We start from the raw sequence: 19,642 nt of genomic DNA on the forward strand, positions 1-19,642 counted from the left end.
TTAAAGGGTTTTTAAAGACTTATTTAGCAGGTGGACTGAGTACTTCTTGCAGCAGCTTTGCTTTGTCGCCGGCATAGGTTTTCACAATTGGATTCCCGTCCCTACTCAAGTTTTCAAATAGGCCCTGGTCTACCAAATCCCATATCGCATATTTCGCCTCCCCCGATTCAGTGAAAATTCCAAAATGATTTTCCGGACCAATCGGGTTTTTTTCATCTTTCCAAGGTTCATTAAAAGCTTCAAAATAGAAACAGGAAATACCTTCGGCATTCGTCCACTCGCGCATGTGCTGATAGTATAGGGCTTGTTTGTATTCATCGGTAGCCCGGGAGCCTTCCGCGCCATAAAATCCATCGGAGACACTGGCCCAGCCGGTCTCACCGATGTGGATGGGTTTGTCTACACCGATGCTTTTCATATAGTTGGCCACCGAGTCATATTGCCATTTGGCAAAATCCCTCGCCCGAAGCATGGCTGCATCCACTTTTTCGATTTCATCGAGGTGCATTTCTTCGGCGGGCACTTTCCAGAAATCCGGATTGTAGTGGGTATTGTGATACGGGTAGGTATGCATGGAGATATAGTCCACCGCATGGGCCAGTTTTTTCAGGTCTTCGGTATGGTAAAGCGGATCGCCGCCACCCCATGAGGAGAAATCGTCGGAGCTTGTGATCCAAAGGTCTTTGGGAAGTTTACCTGAATCCTTGAGGGACTGAACATGGTTGACCCACTTGAGAATCACTGAAGGTTGTACATGGTAGGTAGTGGCCCATTTGACCATGGCTTCGTTTCCAACCGCCAATATTTTGACGATATCGGGATATTGGTTGGCCAATTCGACCGCACGTTCGATCTCTCCTTCGTTTTCTTCGCTTTCAGCATAATGATCGGGTTCTAGGTCTGTCCAAGCATTTTTACAGTCTATCCATGCACCCAACATCACATACATCTCGAAGTCAGGATCGTCTGTTTGGAGTTCCTTGATGGCTCTGAGTAGATTCGCCGCATGGGGAAACTGTACGTTGTAGGTACGCAGGATTTTGATCCCCATGGCTGCAAGGATTTTTACGTCTTCTTTCAACTGGCCTACAGTAGGCTGGATTTCTCTTGATTTTTCACGGTAGCCTTCGTAGGAGATTGCCTGGTAATCGGGGTTTCCCAAAATATCTTTTGCTGTCAATTCCATTTGTTTTGTTGGTTTTTCGGATGATTCCTCGGTTTTCGGGTTGCAGCAGGTCAATGCGGCTGCCAGCGCCATTCCAAGGCAGAGCGGTTTAAGTAGTCTCGATTTCATATCTAGGCAGGTTTATAGCTGGATACATGGTTCGTTTATTTTTGATAGCATAGTCCAAAGCCAAACGGAAAGAGTGGGTCAGCAGAAGGATCCCAAGCGTTCGGGCCGTATTTTCCAGAATAATCGGCTTCTGATTTGGGCCAGGAGTGGGGGAGTTTTCCTTTAAAGTCAAAATGACCATATAGCACTTCGGCAAGGCCATCTCCTTCAGATCCTGGTAACCACGCCACAACAAACGCGTTGGATTGATCAATTTGATCGGTGACTACCAAGGGTCTACCCGTTATCAAAATCACCACGGTCCGAATGCCTTTTTCGGCATAGGTTCTGAGGTAACTTCGATGGGTTTCGGTGAGCGTATGTTGGAATACATCCATTTCACCTCCGATATCCCCGAAAAATTCTGCGTAGGGAGTTTCGCCAACCACAATAAGGGCGACCTCCGCATCCGGATAGGCAGCACTCCCGTTCGGATCATAATAGACCTCGTTTTTAGCAAACTTTTTGATGCCCTCCAGTATCGTGGTTGCGCCTTGATAGTTTTCTGTAGTCCCCTGCCAGTTCACCGTCCAGCCTCCGGATTGGAGCCCGGAATTATCGGCAAACTCACCCACGACGACAATCTTCTGGTCTTTTCTGAGAGGTAAGGTTTGGGTTTCATTTTTGAGGAGTACCAAGGATTCCCTCACCGCCTGTCTTGCAACCGACCGATGTGCGGGGATTCCGATCCTATTTATCAGATCCTTGTCCGGATAGGGCCGATCAAAAAGCCCAAACCTGAATTTCTGACGCAAGATTCTTCGAACCGCATCATTGATCCGCTCAAGGGGAATATCGCCATGATCAACGCCCTTTTTTACCCCCTCCTGAAATAGGTCAAGATCCCCATCCACCGCCATCACCATATCGATACCCGCGAGGATGATGTCATTTTCACCAAACCGGGAATAGGCCTTCCAATCCGAAACCAAAATACCTTCAAATGCCAGCCTTTCTTTCAAAAGATCGGTCAGCATGGCCTTGTGGGCATGCATGGAAATGTTGTTCAAGGTGTTGAAAGAGGCCATAATGGCACCTACTCCCTCGTCGATCGCAGCCTGATAGGGAGGAATCAAGAACTCAAGGACTTCCTCTTTACGGAGCGAAGTATGGCCTCCTTCCACGCCAAAATCCGTGGCCCCATCTCCAATAAAATGCTTGGCCGTGGCCATCACGCCTACGTTTTCCTCGCTGCCCTGATGGCCTCGTACCGACGCGCTGCTAAGCTTGGTTGTCAATTCGGTACTTTCTGAAAATGCTTCATAGACCCGCCCCCATTTTTCATTGAAGGGTATGGCTACGCATGGAGAAAAAACCCATTGAAATCCCGTGGCCTTCGCCTCTATGGCCGTAATTGCGGCTGCGTTCTCCACCAATTCAACATTGCCTGTAGCTCCCAGGCCAATGTTATGGGGAAAGATGGTAGCCCCTTCAAAGGTATTCTGTCCATGCACGGCATCCACCCCAAAAAGCAGCGGTATACCTAACCGCGTGGACAATGCCTCCTTTTGAAATGCGGAAAATTTGGCCTGCCACTCCAGCGCATCTTTTCCGGGCAACGGGCCTTGGGTATGTATCACCGAGCCAATGAACCTTTCCCGAATGTCCTCAAGGCTGATATCGTCAAAATGGCGCACCTGTGTCATTTGCCCGATTTTTTCTTCCAGGGTCATCTGCGTCAAAAGCGCTTCGACTTTGTCTTCGATTAAAGGGTTCCTTTTGCCGGTTTTGCCCATTTTTGTTATCGTAAATCAAACATATTCAATAGTTTACCACTAGGCTACCGTAGGGTTTTTTCATCCAAATAGACCACCAGTCGTACCACATTCCCTGTTCGCATAAAAACTTCATCGCTCGTCGTTTTATCCAGATTCAAGCTTTTGATCCTTGTTTTTGTGCCCTCTTTCAAGAGCACTTCCATGCGATTTTCATCGGTAAGTTGATAAACCACCGGAACTTGGCAATAGGTAAATACCAGAGATTTTCCCTTTACGGGGATTTCCTGCGGTCTCCCATGCACATCGACGTAGCTGAAAATTGCGTCATTCTCTAGAAATTCCGATTTTTTCAGCATGCATGGGTTGAACGTAAGCAAGCCTTTTCGGATAAAAACCCCCAGTTCACCCAATCGGGAGATAATGTCCTCCTTCACCTGCCCGGTCATTCCAGGCTGTTGGGCTCCTTTGTTTGCCGGGGTGTGGGAGTAGGGGTCTGTCGGGAAAGCGCCATACAGGGTGGGGGACTTATGAACCCCTATTCCCTCGCTGATTTCGTAGTAATGCGCTAGGAGCCTGCCCACCAAGCCCTCGGGTTCCCTGCCTTCGATGGCTTTTAGACAACATTCCTGCACTGCCAGCTGCAGTTTGGAAACCATGTGCCAGTAGATGGACCCCAATCCTTCGTATCCATAGAAGGTTCCGGACCTTCCTGTAAAGGCTTTGTGGTTAAAGACCTTTTCAAACACCCGCAGCACCTCTTGCTTGTCCTCGCCGCTCACCTGAAGCTCCGCCTTATCCAATGTTTCCAACGCTTTGCGCAGATCGTGGGCATTTTTGAAATGGCCATTGAAATGGCAGCCCCCATTGGCGTCCATTTCGATGATGTGGTTATTGCCCGATTGGAGCAGCTTTGTCAAAAGCGCGGAGTTAGATACCTCTGCGTGGGGAATGTTGTTTTTTTGAAGGAAGCCGGGGAGTTGCTTGTTGGGATACAGTAGATAACTGTACTGATCTTCCCTGAAAAGTTTACTGGCTTTAAGACTGTCCAATGTAGCCAATGCCTCATCGGCTGATAAGTAGCCTGAGCTCAATACAGCCACCTGTCCTTCCAGCATTTCGTCTAGGTAGAAAAGGGAGACCTCGGCTTCATTTTCTACCGTCATCAAGTTGTATGCATGGTACAACCCGTCTGTTCTTTTGTTGGCCCGGATGGTATGGTCCAGGTACCTGAGACAAAGGTTGCAAAACTCGCCCAATGCTTGTTTGGTCAAAGGCTTTTTTGATCCGGTAAAGGATTGCCCGTATATCTGCTCTCGGTAGTTGCTTCCGGCCTGTCCCAAGCCGTCGAGTATTTTTTTTCTAACCAAGTCGGAAACCGGACCATCCAGATGGTCTTGGTTCTGAAGGAGGGTTGTTTGGATGTTTTCAAAAAAGACGACTAATTCCTCGGATACACTGAACTCCTTATGCTCACCGCTTTCAAGGATTTCATTCAAAAAGGTCATAAACCTTCGCAAATAATACAGCGTGACCATGGAGACTCCATTGCCTACCAGTGCATTGTTGGCATCGTTCCATTCTGGTCTTTGCGTATTCATCCAAATACCCCCCTCGGGAATAAAATTGGACAGCTTGGACAAGACCGTTGCAAGTATTTTTTCGACAAAATTTACCCGATGGATTGTTCCTTGCCTATTTTGAAGCAAGGCGGCGTCAGAACCTAGGGAAGCCCAGCGGTCTTGGATTTCCTGATCCAGTTGGTGGTCAAAATCTATGGTATCTTTTGGGTTTTTCAGGATATCCGCGTAGGGCCTGATTCGATAGGGAACGTTGGCGTAGACGAAGATATCCTCGTCGAAGAATGTACCCAGTCCTTCTGGGGCGTAGTTTTCTGAAAACTCCAGAAATTTCAACAGATAAACGATCTGATGGTCTCCCCAATATCCGATGTAAGACCAGGGATCGTCTGCTTCTATCTTTTCCCAATCGATCCCGTGTTTTGTGATCCTGTAGGGGTTATACCCATCAAAGGTGGAGCCATTTAAAAACTTTAAAATCATGCCGTCGATAAACGCTGGGTAGGCATAAGCCAACGCTTCCCAGTTCTGAAAAATGTCCCTCCAGTTGCCTGCATAATCCAGCACCTTTGTACCATCGTCTTCGTTGCGGGTATTGATCGAGAAATGGTTCCAAGGACGGCTAGGGTCGCCATGCCTCCGACTAAATTTGAGTGGCAGGTATTCAACCAACAGCCGCTTTAGGTCTTTGTCTTCGAGTTGCTGCGCCAGTTGTTTTAGTTCAGTGAGAGACATTTGGTGGGGCCAACCCTTGATGGTCTCTTTATGCCGCTCAAAGAGTTGGAAGTTCGCCTTGGCGAGGTAGTTTAAAAGGTCGGCTTTTTCGATCTGGTAGTTGTTGTCAAAAATTCCACCCCGCATGATGTTGAATAGGGTATTGGCAAAATGGCGGGTATCCTTCAGCGGATCGGAAGTCAACTGGAAGCCGTCCGTTGCCGCATTCAACCTCATAAGCTGTTGTGTCCCGGCTTCAATATCCTGTTTGACCTTGTCCATCAGGTGGGGATCCTGGAGGATGGATTTGGTCCGGGCGATGATCTGGGAGGCGTTTTGGTTGATATCTGCGGCCAACACCCATTCTTTCTTCTCTTTGGCCGCTAGTTTTAGTTCCTTTTGGATAAAGTAGGCCCCTTTTTCCGCTTTGATATCGGATTCTTGGCTCACATTTTCGCCGTTTCTGAAAGCCTTCAGCTGAATGGAAGAGAGGAGATGCTGTGCATTTTCCAGCCCCAAGCACCAGGCCACCGTGGCCTTTAGCGCCTCACTGGGTTCTGGTTTGTCTACGATAATGGCACTTAGGGCAAAAATGCCCAAGCCACTTTCCTTCTCAAGTTCGCTTCTTTTATAGGCATCGACCAGATTGCTTCGCTGGTTTTGCAAGGCACTGCCCACGCCATAGGGCATTATGTTTTGGATTCCGTCTATGAGTGAAACGAAAGTTTCGGTTGGTTCTTCGTTGATTAGCCTGCTGGTCTTTACAAAGCCATAGCGATCGCTGGTACACCATTGGTATTGGAAGGTGAGGCCTAAATCGTGGTTAATTTCTTCAAAAAGAATTTTGTTGCCGAAGGCGTTTTTATACAGGTTACGCGTGAGGTAAAAGTGGTCTGCAAAATGGATGGAGTAAGGTTCCCATACATGCACTTTACCATTCTTTTGTACCCTCAAAATGGTTTTTGAACCTGTTATCTCAGCAGATTCAATAATTTTATCATCCGTGTAATAGGGGAATAGGGCATTATCAGGGTCCTTTCTTCCGGCACTCAAACCACCGTTGCTACCGATGAACAGCCAATGGTTGGAGTTGCTGATGATACTCATAAAAAATGGCCGCATTTTATCAATGTTGGAAATCTGGTAATAGACTTCACCGTTGAGGTGTGTTTGGCTTAATTGAGGGCTTTCGTTTTTCATGTGTCTATAATTGTTTTTCAGCGGTCACAACTTGTCCCGGTTTATCGGGATGGAATCCCTGCCTACCGGCTGGCAGGTCGCATGGTTTCCCCGAGCTATCGGGGCATCCCAGTATGTGACGGCTAAGTCATGCTCGATTTCAACTGGAACTATGTTTGAATTCCTTGATTGATTGACCTGCATTTAATTACCACTCTCTAGGTTTTTGTAAAGGACTTGCAGGCAGTTGAAACCGAATTTCAAGATGAGGCCATTGTGCGGTAAATGAAAAAAAACCATTACATCAATTATTTCCTTACGCTACTACAAAACCTCAACTACTGGAACATAGACCGTTAAAAACAGCCCCGAAAGGCGGTTATTGGTACTGTTTGATTTAAAAATTAATTTCACCCTATTTTGCGGGTCTTGATATGTGATGGATCGAATGAAAGAATGCTCCATCTGGTATTCACAAACTCCAATTTAAGTGTAAGGTGCGTTTTCCTTTCGTTGTTATCTTAGTTTTACAATCAGGTGGCTGTAGCCGGTAGGTTTCCCCTGATACGGATTAGTAAGATTATTTCTGTTTATTTCTATGGAGATTCCGGTGGTGGAATTCTTATGGCAATATCGCCAAAACACGCCTGTTCGATAGGTTACAGGATTAGTCATTAGCAGCTTCTGTCTCATCAAAATGGACAAACAAAAGCCCGTGCTTACCTGTTTTTTTAATATATTTGCAGCTTGAAAAATCAGGATGGAGCCAAAACCCAACGTTTCTTTTGAAAATACGTCCGTAGCCTTTGCACATAGGTCGGACGCGACACTGAAAAAGATGCGGCTGCTCTTCAAGCTCATGCATTACCCTTTCTGGCTGCACATGGGCATCAAGTTGGCCAACGGGGGGCTCAAGTGGGGACTTCCTATCCAAGGGCTGATCAAAAGCACGGTATTTGAACAGTTCTGTGGGGGAGAGGATATCGCCTCTTGCCGCCCCCGTATACAGGAACTGGCCAGCTATGGAGTAGGGACCATTTTGGACTACTCGGTAGAGGGAAAGAAAGAATTATCCAGCTTTGAGGCGACCAAGGCGCAAATCTTGCAGACTATCCGCGAAGGAAGTGGGAATCCACACCTGCCCTTTGCGGTATTTAAGGTGTCGGGAATCGCTAACGTGGATGTGCTTACCAAGGTGCAGGCAGGAGAGGTATTGGATCAGGCAGAAACGGAAGCCCTGCAGCGTGCGGAGAAGCGCATTGGCGAAATCTTTGCCGCGGCTGCCGAAGCCGGCGTACGGATCATGGTAGATGGTGAAGAGAGCTGGTTTCAGGATGTGATCGATCGGTGGGTGTTGTCGGCGATGGCGACGTATAACCGGGAGACTGCCATCGTGTACAATACCTTTCAGCTATACCGGCACGATATGTTGCGGCGGTTGAAAGACGCTCACCACGATGCGGTAGCAAAGGGATATTTCCTGGGGGCTAAGCTAGTGCGGGGAGCCTACATGGAAAAGGAGCGGGAACGTGCCAAGGAGAAAGGTTATCCATCTCCTATACAGCCGGACAAGGAGGCCACTGACCGGGACTACGACCGTGCCCTACAGTTTTGCATCAATAACAAACAGCGCATCTTTCTGGTGAGTGGCACCCACAACGAACTCAGCAATCAGGTGCTCTCCGAATTGGTGGATCTGCACGGCATGAAACGCAACGATCCACGCGTGTACGCTGCCCAGCTTTACGGAATGAGTGACGCCATTTCCTTTAATCTGGCGAAGGCAGGTTACAATACGGCCAAGTACCTTCCCTATGGACCGGTAGCGGAAGTGCTGCCCTACCTTAGCCGCAGGGTGGAAGAAAATTCGGGCATGGCGGGACAGCGAAGCAGGGAATACAAACAGATAAAGCAGGAGTTGGCTCGGCGGAAAAAGGCCCGATCCAGCTTCCCAACCATTGGTAAAAATTAATCCAGCGATATGCAATTATTAAGCGAACAAGAAATAGAGCGCCGCAAAGACCGCGAAGCGTTGATGCAGATGGGCATAGACCCCTATCCGGCCATCTCCTTTCCGGTAAACGTGACGGCAGCAGATATCCATCAGAACTACGAAAACCGTAAAAACGATTACAAAAGCATCAGCATCGCAGGTAGGCTGATGAGCCGTAGGATCATGGGTTCGGCGTCCTTTGGGGAGATTCAAGATGCTACTGGCAGGCTTCAGATATACCTCAGACGGGATGACCTTTGTCCCGGGGAAGACAAGAGTTTTTACAATACCGTGTTTAAGAAGCTGTTGGGAATCGGAGACTTTATCGGTGTTAAGGGGTACATATTTACCACGCAGACCGGGGAGATTTCCCTGCACGTAACAGAACTTACACTCCTGTCAAAATCCATCAAGCCATTGCCGGTAGTCAAGCGGGACGACGAGGGAAATGTGTACGATGGATTTACAGATCCAGAGCTTCGGTACCGACAGCGCTATGTGGACCTGGTAGTAAATCCGGAGGTAAAGCAGACCTTCATCACTCGGTCCCGTGTCATCTCTGCGATGAGGCGGTACTTCGATGATCGGGGTTGGTTGGAAGTGGAGACACCTATTTTACAACAGGTACACGGAGGGGCAGCAGCCAAGCCTTTTGATACGCACCACAATGCGCTGGACATTCCGTTGTTTCTGCGAATTGCCAACGAGCTATACCTGAAGCGCCTGATCGTAGGAGGCTTTGAGGGGGTCTACGAAATAGGCAAGATGTTCCGAAACGAGGGTATGGACCGAACCCACAATCCAGAGTTTACCTCCATGGAAATCTACGTGGCCTACAAGGACTACCACTGGATGATGGAAATGGTAGAGGACCTGTTGGGTAAGATCGCCGAGTCGGTATTGGGCACAACACAGGTGCAAGTAGGAGAAAACCTGATTGAATTTGCAGGACCCTACCGCCGACTGACCATGTTTGAATCTATCCAAGAATATGCCAGCGTGGATGTGAGCGCCATGGATGAAACCCAACTACGCACCGTATGTGCAGATTTTGGCATAGAGGTAGACGGTAGTATGGGTAAGGGCAAGCTGATCGACGAGATCTTTGGCGAAAAAGTGGAGGCCCACCTCGTTCAGCCTACCTACATCACCGACTATCCCATCGAAATGACGCCATTGGCAAAGAAGCACAGGGACAAGCCGGGCCTGGTAGAGCGATTTGAGTTATTTGTAAACGGAAAAGAAATTGCCAATGCGTATACCGAGCTAAACGATCCCATCGATCAGCGTGAGCGCTTTGAGGATCAGTTGAAGCTGGCCGAGCGGGGAGACGATGAGGCGATGGCCATGGACGAAGATTTCTTGCGGGCACTCGAATACGGTATGCCACCTACCTCGGGATTGGGGATAGGTATAGACCGATTGTGCATGCTGATGACCAATAAGCACACGATTCAGGAAGTTTTGTTTTTTCCACAAATGAAGCCTGAGAAGAAAGTCAAAATTGCAACGGATGAAGATTTTGTGGCGCTCGGGGTAGATGCCGGGCTGATTCCGGCCCTGCGGGATCTGAACATCCACACCATTGAGCAGCTAAAATCCCAAGATGCCAATAAGCTGTTTAACGATGTTTGTGGGCGGCGTAAGAAACTGAAGCTCGACGCCGCAAACCCCACGAAAGAGGAAGTGGAGGCTTGGATCAACGCCTAGTTGTCGACCATTTTCCCTTAAATGACACCACCACCTTGGGAGATTTTAACCCCCAAGGTGGTTTTTTTTTGATTCCTATCTGATTGCCACAGAGTTGCGGTGTTTTTTTTCTAGCTTAACCCATTCCAGATCGGATGGAGTGTTTTTGTTTTGCTCTTAACCGGCTGGTATAGGTCGTCAATTCGTTAAACCCAACAGAAAAATGTGTAAAAACCACGGAGTAGCTTACGTACGTCCCGGAGAAGTAGAGGTGCGTGAAATTGATTATCCCAAGCTCGCCTTGGGCAACCGAAAGTGTGATCATGGGGTCATATTAAAGATTGTTTCCACCAATATTTGCGGCAGTGATCAGCACATGGTCCGCGGCAGGACCACCGCCCCCGAGGGTCTTATTTTGGGCCATGAGATCACCGGGCTGGTGATTGAGGCCGGCCGAGATGTAGAATTTATCAAAGTAGGGGACCTGGTCTCGGTACCCTTCAACATTGCCTGCGGAAGGTGCCGTAATTGCAAGGAAGGAAAAACAGGCATCTGTCTGAATGTAAACCCTGCCCGTCCCGGTGCAGCCTACGGGTATGTGGACATGGGTGGCTGGGTCGGTGGTCAGGCAGAATACGTGATGGTACCTTATGCCGATTTTAACCTGTTGAAGTTTCCGGATGCCGATCAGGCAATGGAGAAAATCCGCGACCTCACCCTCCTTTCAGATATTTTTCCTACTGGATTTCATGGGGCAGTGACTGCCGGCGTGGGTCCGGGTACCATCGTGTATGTAGCGGGTGCCGGGCCGGTTGGTTTGGCCTGTGCAGTTTCCTGTCATTTGCTGGGTGCAGCGGTAGTGATCGTGGGGGATATGATTCCCGAGCGACTGGAGCAGGCGCGCAGCTTTGGCTGTGAAACCATTGACCTACGTCAGGAAACGCCGCTGGATGAAGCGATCGCACAGATCGTGGGCGTGCCTGAGGTGGACTGTGCAGTGGATTGTGTGGGTTTTGAGGCTCGGGGCCACGGTGCGGATGCCAGCAAAGAAATGCCAGCTACCGTGTTAAACTCCGTGATGGACATTACCCGTGCAGGAGGCAGTATCGGTATTCCCGGATTGTATGTCACCGGAGATCCCGGTGCGGTGGATGAGGCGGCGAAAATTGGAAGCTTAAGTATACGACTGGGGTTAGGTTGGGCGAAGTCCCATAGCTTGCATACAGGGCAGTGTCCGGTGATGAAGTACCACCGTCAGCTAATGAACGCGATTCTCTACGACAAAGTGCAAATTGCCAAGGCAGTCAATGTTCAGATTATTTCGCTGCAGCAATCGGTGCAGGGATACAAGGATTTTGATGGGGGCGCTGCCAAGAAGTTTGTGATCGACCCACATGGAATGATCCCGAATTGATCTGGTCTTGGTTAAGAAGTCTGAATTCAGCGTAATCCTGGTTAATAGTCAGGAACAATACCGAAAAGGAACCGCAGCATTATTGTGCATCGGTTCCTTTTTGATTTTAGAAGAATCCGAATTTGTCTTGTTTTTCCCTGGGATAGAGATCTCTTGGCTGGATTAAGCGGATAAATAAATAGTCAGTGCTTTATAGGTAAATAGATGTTAAAATATAAGCTGTCTTCGCTTCATTTCAGAGCTCGGTTTGCAAAATAATAATTGTTTTTATTGATAAAAAATAGAATATTAAGAGCGTTTTATGTTTGAATTAATCGTATATCTTAAATATTTCTGCTTATGAAAAGAAGAAAATTTATAAAGTTGGGGGCTATGGGTGCGGCTGCCATGGCCACTGGGATCGTATCTTCGGTCAATGCTTTTGAGGCCTCGGACCTCAAAATCCGTAGAATCCGCTATTACGCTGCACCGGGGTATAACAAACCTTTGTTTAATCAAGCCCGTGGAATTGTAGAAATAGAAACAGATTCCGGCTTGATCGGTGTGGGTGAAGGGGGCAGTAACGACATGATCCGGCAAATCGCGGAAATGATCATCGGAGAGGATCCATTCCGTGTAGAGCATATTTGGCAGCACGCCTACCGCAGTATGTTTTACCCTCCAGGCCGGGAAAAGCTGCATGCACTGGGAGCCATTGAGATGGCGCTGTGGGACCTAAAAGGCAAAGCATTGGGCGTACCGGTCTATGACCTACTGGGAGGTCAAACGAGGGATTTTGTCGAGTGCTACGCGACGGGATTTCGAAACTCCACGGCCACGACCATGGAGGGGCGTGCTTTGGACTGTCTGGCGGCTGGTTTGCGGTGTTACCGCATTGGTCCCACAGGTGGCAACGGCGAGGAACGATTCGATTTTTATGAGCATGCCAAAAAGACCATCGATCAATGCGAGCGTCTCGACAAAGCCGTAGGCGGTAGCGGCAATTGGGCCGTGGACCTGCATACCCGCTTTGACACACCCGAGGCCATCAAAATTTGCGATGCCCTCGAAAAGTTGGAGCCATACTTTGTGGAGGATATCATCCGGTCCGAAAATCCCGAGGTTTATCGAACGATACGGCGCATGACCAAGGTACCCATTGCCGTAGGGGAGCAGTTTGGAGATCGGTGGGATACCAATGTGTTGATTGAAAATCACCTGATCGATTACAGCCGGGTGACTCTGCCCAACACAGGAGGTATCGGTGAACTGAAGAAGATCCTGGCTATTGCTGAGACGCATTATGTCGGTATCATTCCGCATTTTACGGGACCCCTATCGACGGCCGCTCTAGTCCATGTCTTGGGTTCATCTAGCCCTACACGGTGTATGATAGAGCTTGCAGGCGGGGAACCGGAACAACCCGCGTACTTTAATTCAGACTTCTTAAACTTCCGGGAGGGAAAGATGTACCTGAATCCCCAACCGGGGCTAGGGGTTGTTTTTGATCCCGCAAAGGCCGACTTTCAATTTGAGGTCACCGAAAACACCAAATACCCCCACCCTTTTCTATTGGCTCCAGATGGGTCTATACACAATTGGTAAGATATATTTTTTGGCAGGAATTTGCCTTGAGCAGATTCCTGCCCCAGTGTAAAATATGTTTAGAGTAAAAAGTCAAAAAATATTAAAAAATCAATATTTTTGCTTTTTGAAAAACGTTTAAATATAGGTATTTTTATCCAATAATATAAAATCAAATAGCTTAATAGTTTGTAGTATTCGATAAATGCAGTAGAAAAAACTGATAATAATTTGAAAATAAAAATATAAGTTTTATATTGGTTAAACGATTAAGCAATTTTGGTATGCAATGACAATCAGGTGATTTTAACAGTGACCTCAGTTCACTGCACAGGTATGTATGGTGTTTAGTGACTAGTTGCTTAATCGATTAAATTATGAATCGATACCAAGAAAATGGCTTTTTAGTATTTAGATATTAAAAAAGTATAATAATTATCAATAACCCAAATAAAAATTATTATGAAAATCAGTTTGTTACTTATTGCTCTGATCCCATTTGTGTGCGGGTATGGATTTGCACAGGAAATAAATGTATCAGGCCAAGTGGTGGACACCAATGGACAGTCTATACCAGGTGTCAGTATAGTCGTTGGGGGTACCTCAAAGGGTACTATAACGGATTTGGAGGGCAGGTATTCGATCGGCACAGATCCAAGTGCAAGTCTGATGTTTTCTTATATCGGATATCAAAGCCAAACGGTCCAAGTAGGTAATCGGAGTATAATCAATGTTACCTTAACAAGCAGTGATATCGGCCTAGATGAAGTCATCGTTACAGCGTTAGGTATCAAAAGAGAGGCGAAGACGCTTGGGTTTGCAACTACCACGTTAGATGGTGCGTCGATTAATGAGAATAGAACACCAAATTTTGCAGATGCTTTGCAGGGAAAGATCGCAGGAGTTAATATTTCCTCGATGTCAACTGGGCCTGGCGGTACCAGTAAAATTCGAATCAGAGGGCAATCATCCTTTAGTGGTCAGAATAATCCGTTGATTGTAATTAACGGCGTTCCCATGGATAACTCAAACTATTCTTTGGGAGGCAATTTTGGGAATCGTCAGATGAATAACTCAGATGGTGGTGATGGGCTATTAAGTATCAACCCAGATGATATAGAAACACTAACCGTCTTGAAAGGGGCAACGGCGGGTGCTTTGTACGGATCTAGGGCAAAAGACGGTGTGATAATGATAACAACCAAGTCAAAAAACAGTGTGAAGGGGTTGGGTGTAGAATTTAATTCGAATTTCACTACCGACACACCACTAGACTTTACCGATTTTCAATATGAGTATGGGCAGGGAGAAGGAGGTGTAAGGCCCACGAGTCCATTTCCGACTTCTGGTGTTTGGAGTTTTGGTGAACGTTTTCAGCCCGGAATGACTCAAGTTTTGTTTGATAACGAAGTATGGCCCTACGAGCCGGTTTTTAATCGTATTCGACAGTTTTATAACGTCGGTACCAATTGGACCAATACATTGACAGTATCTAATAGCGGTGATAATGGAGGCTTTAGTTTATCGTTTGCAAATATTGACAACAAAGCGATCGTACCAAATTCGAAGCTGAACAGACAGACGATCAATTTGGGGTTTTCACAAAACATAACTTCCAAACTGGTTGCAGCAGGTAACGCTAATTATTCGTACGAAAGAAACCAAAATCCCCCTCAGGTTAATGCTCAGGATTTTTCTACTGCAACTGTCGTTATGACACTCGCTAATTCTATGCCTTTTGAAGCATTGAGGAACAATATAACCTATCCGGACGGACGAGAGATAGTAATGTCCAGGTTCTTGGTTCGAAACAATCCTTATTATTCCACCACCAAGCGCTTTGATAACGTGAAACGAGATCGTTTGATAAGCAATCTCTCCCTTACTTACAATTTAACTCCTTGGCTCTATGCCATGGGGCGCCTGTCTATGGATTTTTATGTGAGAGATAACGATTACAATACACCAAATGGTTATGCACCCATCCCCGCGGCTCCTGCTGGTTTCGTAAATGGCACTTTCGCACAGGATACCCGTCGGTTTCGGGAGACAAACCATGATTTTTTGATTGGGGCGAATAGGGAATTTGGAGATTTTAAAGTCGACATGTCTTTTGGAGGAAACCAACGGTTCGTACGCATGGAATACAATAGTGTAGCAGTTAGGGATTTTGTAATCCCAAATTTGTATACCGTGATGAACGGCCGGGTGAAAGATCCACTTTACAGCCTTTCAGAAAGGAAAATCAACTCACTGTATGGACTGGGAGAAGTTTCGTATAAAGAGTTTTTATTTCTTAACCTGACAGCCAGAAACGATTGGTTTTCAACATTGGCTCCGCAAAACCGGAGTATCATGTACCCTTCGGTATCGACCAGTTTCGTGTTTAGCCAAGCTTTCAACAGCCTTCCCGAATGGCTGTATTTTGGTAAGCTTAGAGCAGCTTATGCAGAAGTTGGCGATGACAACGTGGCTCCTTATTCCAATGCATTGTTTTATGCGGTCGATAATAACCTTTTTCCAAATCCCGATGGTTTACCATCTCCGATAGGTAGGGTTAATGCTTCTACGGTGCCAAATACAAACCTTAGACCGCTTCGGGTGCAGGAGATGGAGTTTGGGTTGGAATTAAGGCTTTTTGACGAAAAGATTACCACTGATTTTGCCTACTACAGAAAAATTACCAACGATCAGATATTGGCTACACAAATATCTGATGCCTCCAGTTTCACTAATCAGTTGGTGAATATTGGACAAAGTATGAATCAGGGTATAGAGATGCTGGTTTCCGGTTCTCCTATTAAAACGAAATCTTTTGTTTGGGATGCCAGTGTAAATCTTACCTATAATACATCTGAAGTCCTTAAGCTTGGATTGACAGATGCCGACACCATGATAACGGTTAGCGATGGAGGCGGCCGCATACTGAGACAGGTAGTGGGTCGCCCTATAGGACAACTGTACACCTTTACCTACTTGCGGGATAGCCAGGGCAGGATGGTTTTCGACGCCAACAGTGGCAGACCTATGCGGAACGATCAACCTCAAAACGTAGGATCGGTCCTCCCTCGGTATTTTGGTGGGATAACCAATACCTTTACATGGAAGGGATTAAGTCTGTTTACGCTAGTTGATTTTAAGCTCGGACACAAAATGATCGCAGGAAGAAACCAAAACTATCTCAGACATGGCCTGCATAAAAATACACTAGATGGAAGGGCAGAAGGCTTCGTCATTGGAGGTGGAGTTAATCCAAATGGAGAAATCAACACTACCCGGTCTTTGATCCAACCTTTTTACGAAACAACCAATGTACTGGGAATAAATGAGGATTGGGTGAGTAACGCCGGGTTTTGGAAGCTGCGTCAGATATCACTTAGCTATGACTTAAGCAAGCACCTACCCCAAAACCTCTTTATAAAACGACTCAGACTAAGTGGTGTGGCAAATAATGTCGCAATAATAAAGAAGTGGACCGAAAACATGGATCCTGAGAATGTATCTGTGACATCTGATAATGCCAACGGCCTCGATTTTTGGCCGGCATTGCCTCCTACCAGAAGTATCGGATTTAATTTAAATGCAAAATTCTGAAATCATGAAAAAGCTATTTAACTATACATTGATTACCGTTGTCACACTACTTACCCTAGCCTGCGACCAGGACTTTGACGATATAAATACTAACAGGGTCGACCCGACGTCGTTGAGTCCGTTGTTCTTGTTGAATCAAGGAATCCTTGATATGCGATACCGGGAAGGCACGCAGACACTTCAGGACCTTTCTTATAACTTTGGGATCGTTCAGCAGATCATCACTCCGTTTGGTAGTTCGTTGGCCGGAGCAAATTATAACCAATTGAATCTTTCAAATTCACAGATTATTTGGCAGAATACTTACCGAAACGCATTAAAGAACATTGTTGATGCGGTTGAAAAAAGTAGGGAGGATCCATTATTTGCTAATTTGCACCAATCAGCCCGGATTTGGAAAGCATATGCGTTTATGGTATTAACCGATAATTACGGTGACGTACCGTATTTTCAAGGAGGTCGTGGCTTTATTGATCAGATTGTAGATCCTGTTTACGACACACAAGAAGCCATATATGCCGACATACTAAAAGAATTAGAAGAAGCTACAGCGGCACTCAACCCATCGAATCCAACAGCAAGCAGTGAAATTCTATATGGAGGAAGTGTTGAAAAATGGCGTAAGTTTGGTTATTCATTGATGCTACGAGCGGCTATGAGGCTTACTAAGGTCGATCCAGCGAGGGCGCAGCTTTTTGTGACCAAGGCAGTTGCCGGCGGTTTGATTAGCGCAAACAGTGAGAATGCCGTTTTGAGAAATACCTCTGTTTTTAATAATCATATCGGTGTCCACTTGGGTGCTAGGGAAAAGGCAAACTATTATTTGACAGCACCTTTTGTAAATCACCTCAAAGACAGCAACGATCCCCGACTACGATCGATTTCAATACGGCACGTCGGTGCAACGAATGGTACTACACAAACGGTCAACCGAATCACCAGAGATCCTGCCCTACAAATAGGAATGCCGATGGGACATGATGATGTGTCGATTAACACTGTTCTAGCGGCAAACGGAGTCGTTAGTTTATGGGATTTTTCCCAAGCAAATATCTATACAGTACTGAAAATCGATGCACCGCAGTTTTTCGTCACATTTGCCCAAACGCAGTTATTACTCGCTGAGGCCGCTGTACGCGGGTGGGTTCAGGGCAATCCGAGTATCTATTTTGCCACAGCTATCCGGGCCAATATGGAACAAATGGCTCAATACGACAGCGATGCGTCCGTTTCAGAAGCGGATATCGTTTCATATATAGCAAATAATCCGTTGATGACTGGGAGAGAACTAGAGCAAATAAATACCGAATACTGGATTGCTTCTTTCTTAGACGGAACAGAGTTGTTTGCAAATTTTAGGAGGAGCGGCTATCCCCTTTTGCAAAAAAATCCTTACGCGGGTGCGGAAATAACGGGGGATTTTATTAGAAGTATGCCGTATCCCGACAGTGAAAGAGTGGTAAACAACGCAAATCTTCAGTCCGCGCTTTCGAGGCAGGGCCCCAATAATTTGGATAGAAGGGTGTGGTGGGATAGGCCATAGGCTGATATCCTTCTAAAAATGCTGGTTTAGGTTCCCGGCATTTGAATAGTCAAATGCCGGGATTACCAGAAGTACTATTCATTTCGGAGACATATTCAAATTGGTTTTGAGAGACGCTGTGCAAATGAGATACTTTCAGAGATAGCAGTTTTATGTGATGCAATATGAGATTGGATTTGTTGGTAAGTAGTTTAGTTTTTAAAAATTTGTGTCATATATTGATTTCTCATGTGATGTTAGAAAACTATATGGCAAGAAGAAAAAAGGTATCACTAAAAGATATTGCCGAGAAGGCCGGTGTATCGACGGCCCTTGTTTCCTATGTTTTAAACGGAAAAGAGAAGGAAAGTAGAGTTGGAGCCGAAACTGCACTGAAAATCAAAGAGCTAGCGAAGCAGTTTAACTATACTCCCAATTTTGTAGCGAAGAGTCTCCGAAGTGGAAAAACCTTCACAATTGGGCTGATTATCGCTGACATCGCCAACCCATTTTTTGCTTCTATTGCGAGAGAAATAGAAAATGAGGCTAAAGACTCAGGTTATACAGTTATCATTGGAAGTTCTGATGAGCGTTCCGATAAATTTCGAGACCTTTTGAGTGTGTTTATTGATAGGCAATTAGATGGATTGATCATTGTTTCAACAGAGGGTTCGGCCGATCAAATTAAGTCTTTGCAAAGACGTAAAATTCCTTTCGTCCTATTGGATCGTTACTTTCCTGAAATTGATACAGACTTTGTTTCTATTGATAGTTACCAGGCATCGTTCAGTGCAGCCCAGCACTTACTGCAGAATGGATTCAAGCGTATTGGATTTATAGGTTATGAATCAAAGCTCTTTCACATGAAGGAGCGTAAAAGAGGTGTATGGGACGCCATGAGGCAAGCAGGTATTAAAGTAAGTCCAGGATGGACCAGAGATTTGAAATTTGACGAAGTCGAGACCAGTATGTATGAAACGATCAAAAGCATGCTTGATGATTCGCAATCGATCGATTCAATTATTTTTGGAACCTATCGACTAGCAATAAATGGGTTAAAGGCAATACGTTTATTAAAGGTGAAGATACCTAGTGAACTAGCTATTGTAAGTTATGGCCAGGCCGAGAGCTTCGAACTCTACGAGTGTCCAATTACTTACCTAGAACAGCCTTTGACCGCATTAGGCAAAAAAGCTGTAGAAATATTATTAGACAGAATCGAAAACAATAAAGAGGAGAAAATCAAATTATTGATGAAGGCTCAGCTGAAAATCGGGGAGTCTTCCAACTACTCGGGAAAAGTAAAAGACCATTCCATATTAAACTAAGAAAACCCAAAGATCACA

At 46.2% G+C, this 19,642-nt stretch carries 10 protein-coding genes; 7 read left to right on the forward strand and 3 right to left on the reverse strand.

What is annotated here, in order from left to right:
• Positions 1-19 precede the first annotated feature (19 nt).
• The 3 genes from JJU34_RS09540 to JJU34_RS09550 are packed head-to-tail and all read right to left on the reverse strand — an operon-like array spanning position 20 to position 6,542.
• A complete protein-coding gene (locus tag JJU34_RS09540; protein ID WP_228692128.1) occupies positions 20-1,294 on the reverse strand; it encodes a glycosyl hydrolase family 17 protein in 1,275 nt (424 codons plus the stop codon).
• 35 nt (positions 1,295-1,329) lie between these two features.
• A complete protein-coding gene (locus tag JJU34_RS09545; RefSeq protein WP_228692129.1) occupies positions 1,330-3,069 on the reverse strand; it encodes a glycoside hydrolase family 3 N-terminal domain-containing protein in 1,740 nt (579 codons plus the stop codon).
• 44 nt (positions 3,070-3,113) lie between these two features.
• A complete protein-coding gene (locus JJU34_RS09550; RefSeq protein WP_228692130.1) occupies positions 3,114-6,542 on the reverse strand; it encodes a hypothetical protein in 3,429 nt (1,142 codons plus the stop codon).
• 739 nt (positions 6,543-7,281) lie between these two features.
• Here JJU34_RS09550 and JJU34_RS09555 point away from each other — a divergent pair.
• The 7 genes from JJU34_RS09555 to JJU34_RS09585 all read left to right on the forward strand — a co-directional run bounded on the left by JJU34_RS09555 (position 7,282) and on the right by JJU34_RS09585 (position 19,624).
• The gene (locus JJU34_RS09555; RefSeq protein WP_228692131.1) at positions 7,282-8,493 is read left to right on the forward strand and encodes a proline dehydrogenase family protein; all 1,212 of its coding nucleotides are present in this window, start codon (positions 7,282-7,284) and stop codon (positions 8,491-8,493) included.
• 9 nt (positions 8,494-8,502) lie between these two features.
• Positions 8,503-10,224: a lysine--tRNA ligase gene (gene lysS / locus JJU34_RS09560; RefSeq protein WP_228692132.1), complete on the forward strand. Its 1,722-nt coding sequence runs from the start codon at positions 8,503-8,505 to the stop codon at positions 10,222-10,224.
• A 202-nt stretch (positions 10,225-10,426) separates the two neighbouring features.
• On the forward strand, positions 10,427-11,617 hold the full coding sequence (gene fdhA, locus JJU34_RS09565; RefSeq protein WP_228692133.1) for a formaldehyde dehydrogenase, glutathione-independent: 1,191 nt from the start codon (positions 10,427-10,429) through the stop codon (positions 11,615-11,617).
• A 339-nt stretch (positions 11,618-11,956) separates the two neighbouring features.
• Positions 11,957-13,201: a mandelate racemase/muconate lactonizing enzyme family protein gene (locus JJU34_RS09570; RefSeq protein ID WP_228692134.1), complete on the forward strand. Its 1,245-nt coding sequence runs from the start codon at positions 11,957-11,959 to the stop codon at positions 13,199-13,201.
• Positions 13,202-13,642: 441 nt separating this feature from the next.
• Positions 13,643-16,774: a SusC/RagA family TonB-linked outer membrane protein gene (locus tag JJU34_RS09575; RefSeq protein ID WP_228692135.1), complete on the forward strand. Its 3,132-nt coding sequence runs from the start codon at positions 13,643-13,645 to the stop codon at positions 16,772-16,774.
• 4 nt (positions 16,775-16,778) lie between these two features.
• Positions 16,779-18,317 carry a SusD/RagB family nutrient-binding outer membrane lipoprotein gene (locus JJU34_RS09580; protein WP_228692136.1) on the forward strand — a complete coding sequence of 513 codons (1,539 nt, stop codon included), beginning with the start codon at positions 16,779-16,781 and terminating at the stop codon, positions 18,315-18,317.
• A 248-nt stretch (positions 18,318-18,565) separates the two neighbouring features.
• Complete coding sequence (locus JJU34_RS09585; protein WP_228692137.1) at positions 18,566-19,624, forward strand: LacI family DNA-binding transcriptional regulator; 1,059 nt, start codon at positions 18,566-18,568, stop codon at positions 19,622-19,624.
• Positions 19,625-19,642: the final 18 nt, after the last annotated feature.

Origin of the sequence: Lunatimonas sp. (assembly GCF_020832325.1) — a bacterium.
Lineage (GTDB): Bacteria > Bacteroidota > Bacteroidia > Cytophagales > Cyclobacteriaceae > Lunatimonas.

Bases quoted from the DNA above. Each gene is read 5' to 3' on its own strand.
- lysS (WP_228692132.1), top strand. From the start codon at position 8,503: ATGCAATTATTAAGCGAACAAGAAATAGAGCGCCGCAAAGACCGCGAA.
- JJU34_RS09540 (WP_228692128.1), bottom strand. From the start codon at position 1,294: ATGAAATCGAGACTACTTAAACCGCTCTGCCTTGGAATGGCGCTGGCA.
- JJU34_RS09580 (WP_228692136.1), top strand. From the start codon at position 16,779: ATGAAAAAGCTATTTAACTATACATTGATTACCGTTGTCACACTACTT.
- JJU34_RS09550 (WP_228692130.1), bottom strand. From the start codon at position 6,542: ATGAAAAACGAAAGCCCTCAATTAAGCCAAACACACCTCAACGGTGAA.
- fdhA (WP_228692133.1), top strand. From the start codon at position 10,427: ATGTGTAAAAACCACGGAGTAGCTTACGTACGTCCCGGAGAAGTAGAG.
- JJU34_RS09555 (WP_228692131.1), top strand. From the start codon at position 7,282: ATGGAGCCAAAACCCAACGTTTCTTTTGAAAATACGTCCGTAGCCTTT.
- JJU34_RS09545 (WP_228692129.1), bottom strand. From the start codon at position 3,069: ATGGGCAAAACCGGCAAAAGGAACCCTTTAATCGAAGACAAAGTCGAA.
- JJU34_RS09585 (WP_228692137.1), top strand. From the start codon at position 18,566: ATGGCAAGAAGAAAAAAGGTATCACTAAAAGATATTGCCGAGAAGGCC.
- JJU34_RS09570 (WP_228692134.1), top strand. From the start codon at position 11,957: ATGAAAAGAAGAAAATTTATAAAGTTGGGGGCTATGGGTGCGGCTGCC.
- JJU34_RS09575 (WP_228692135.1), top strand. From the start codon at position 13,643: ATGAAAATCAGTTTGTTACTTATTGCTCTGATCCCATTTGTGTGCGGG.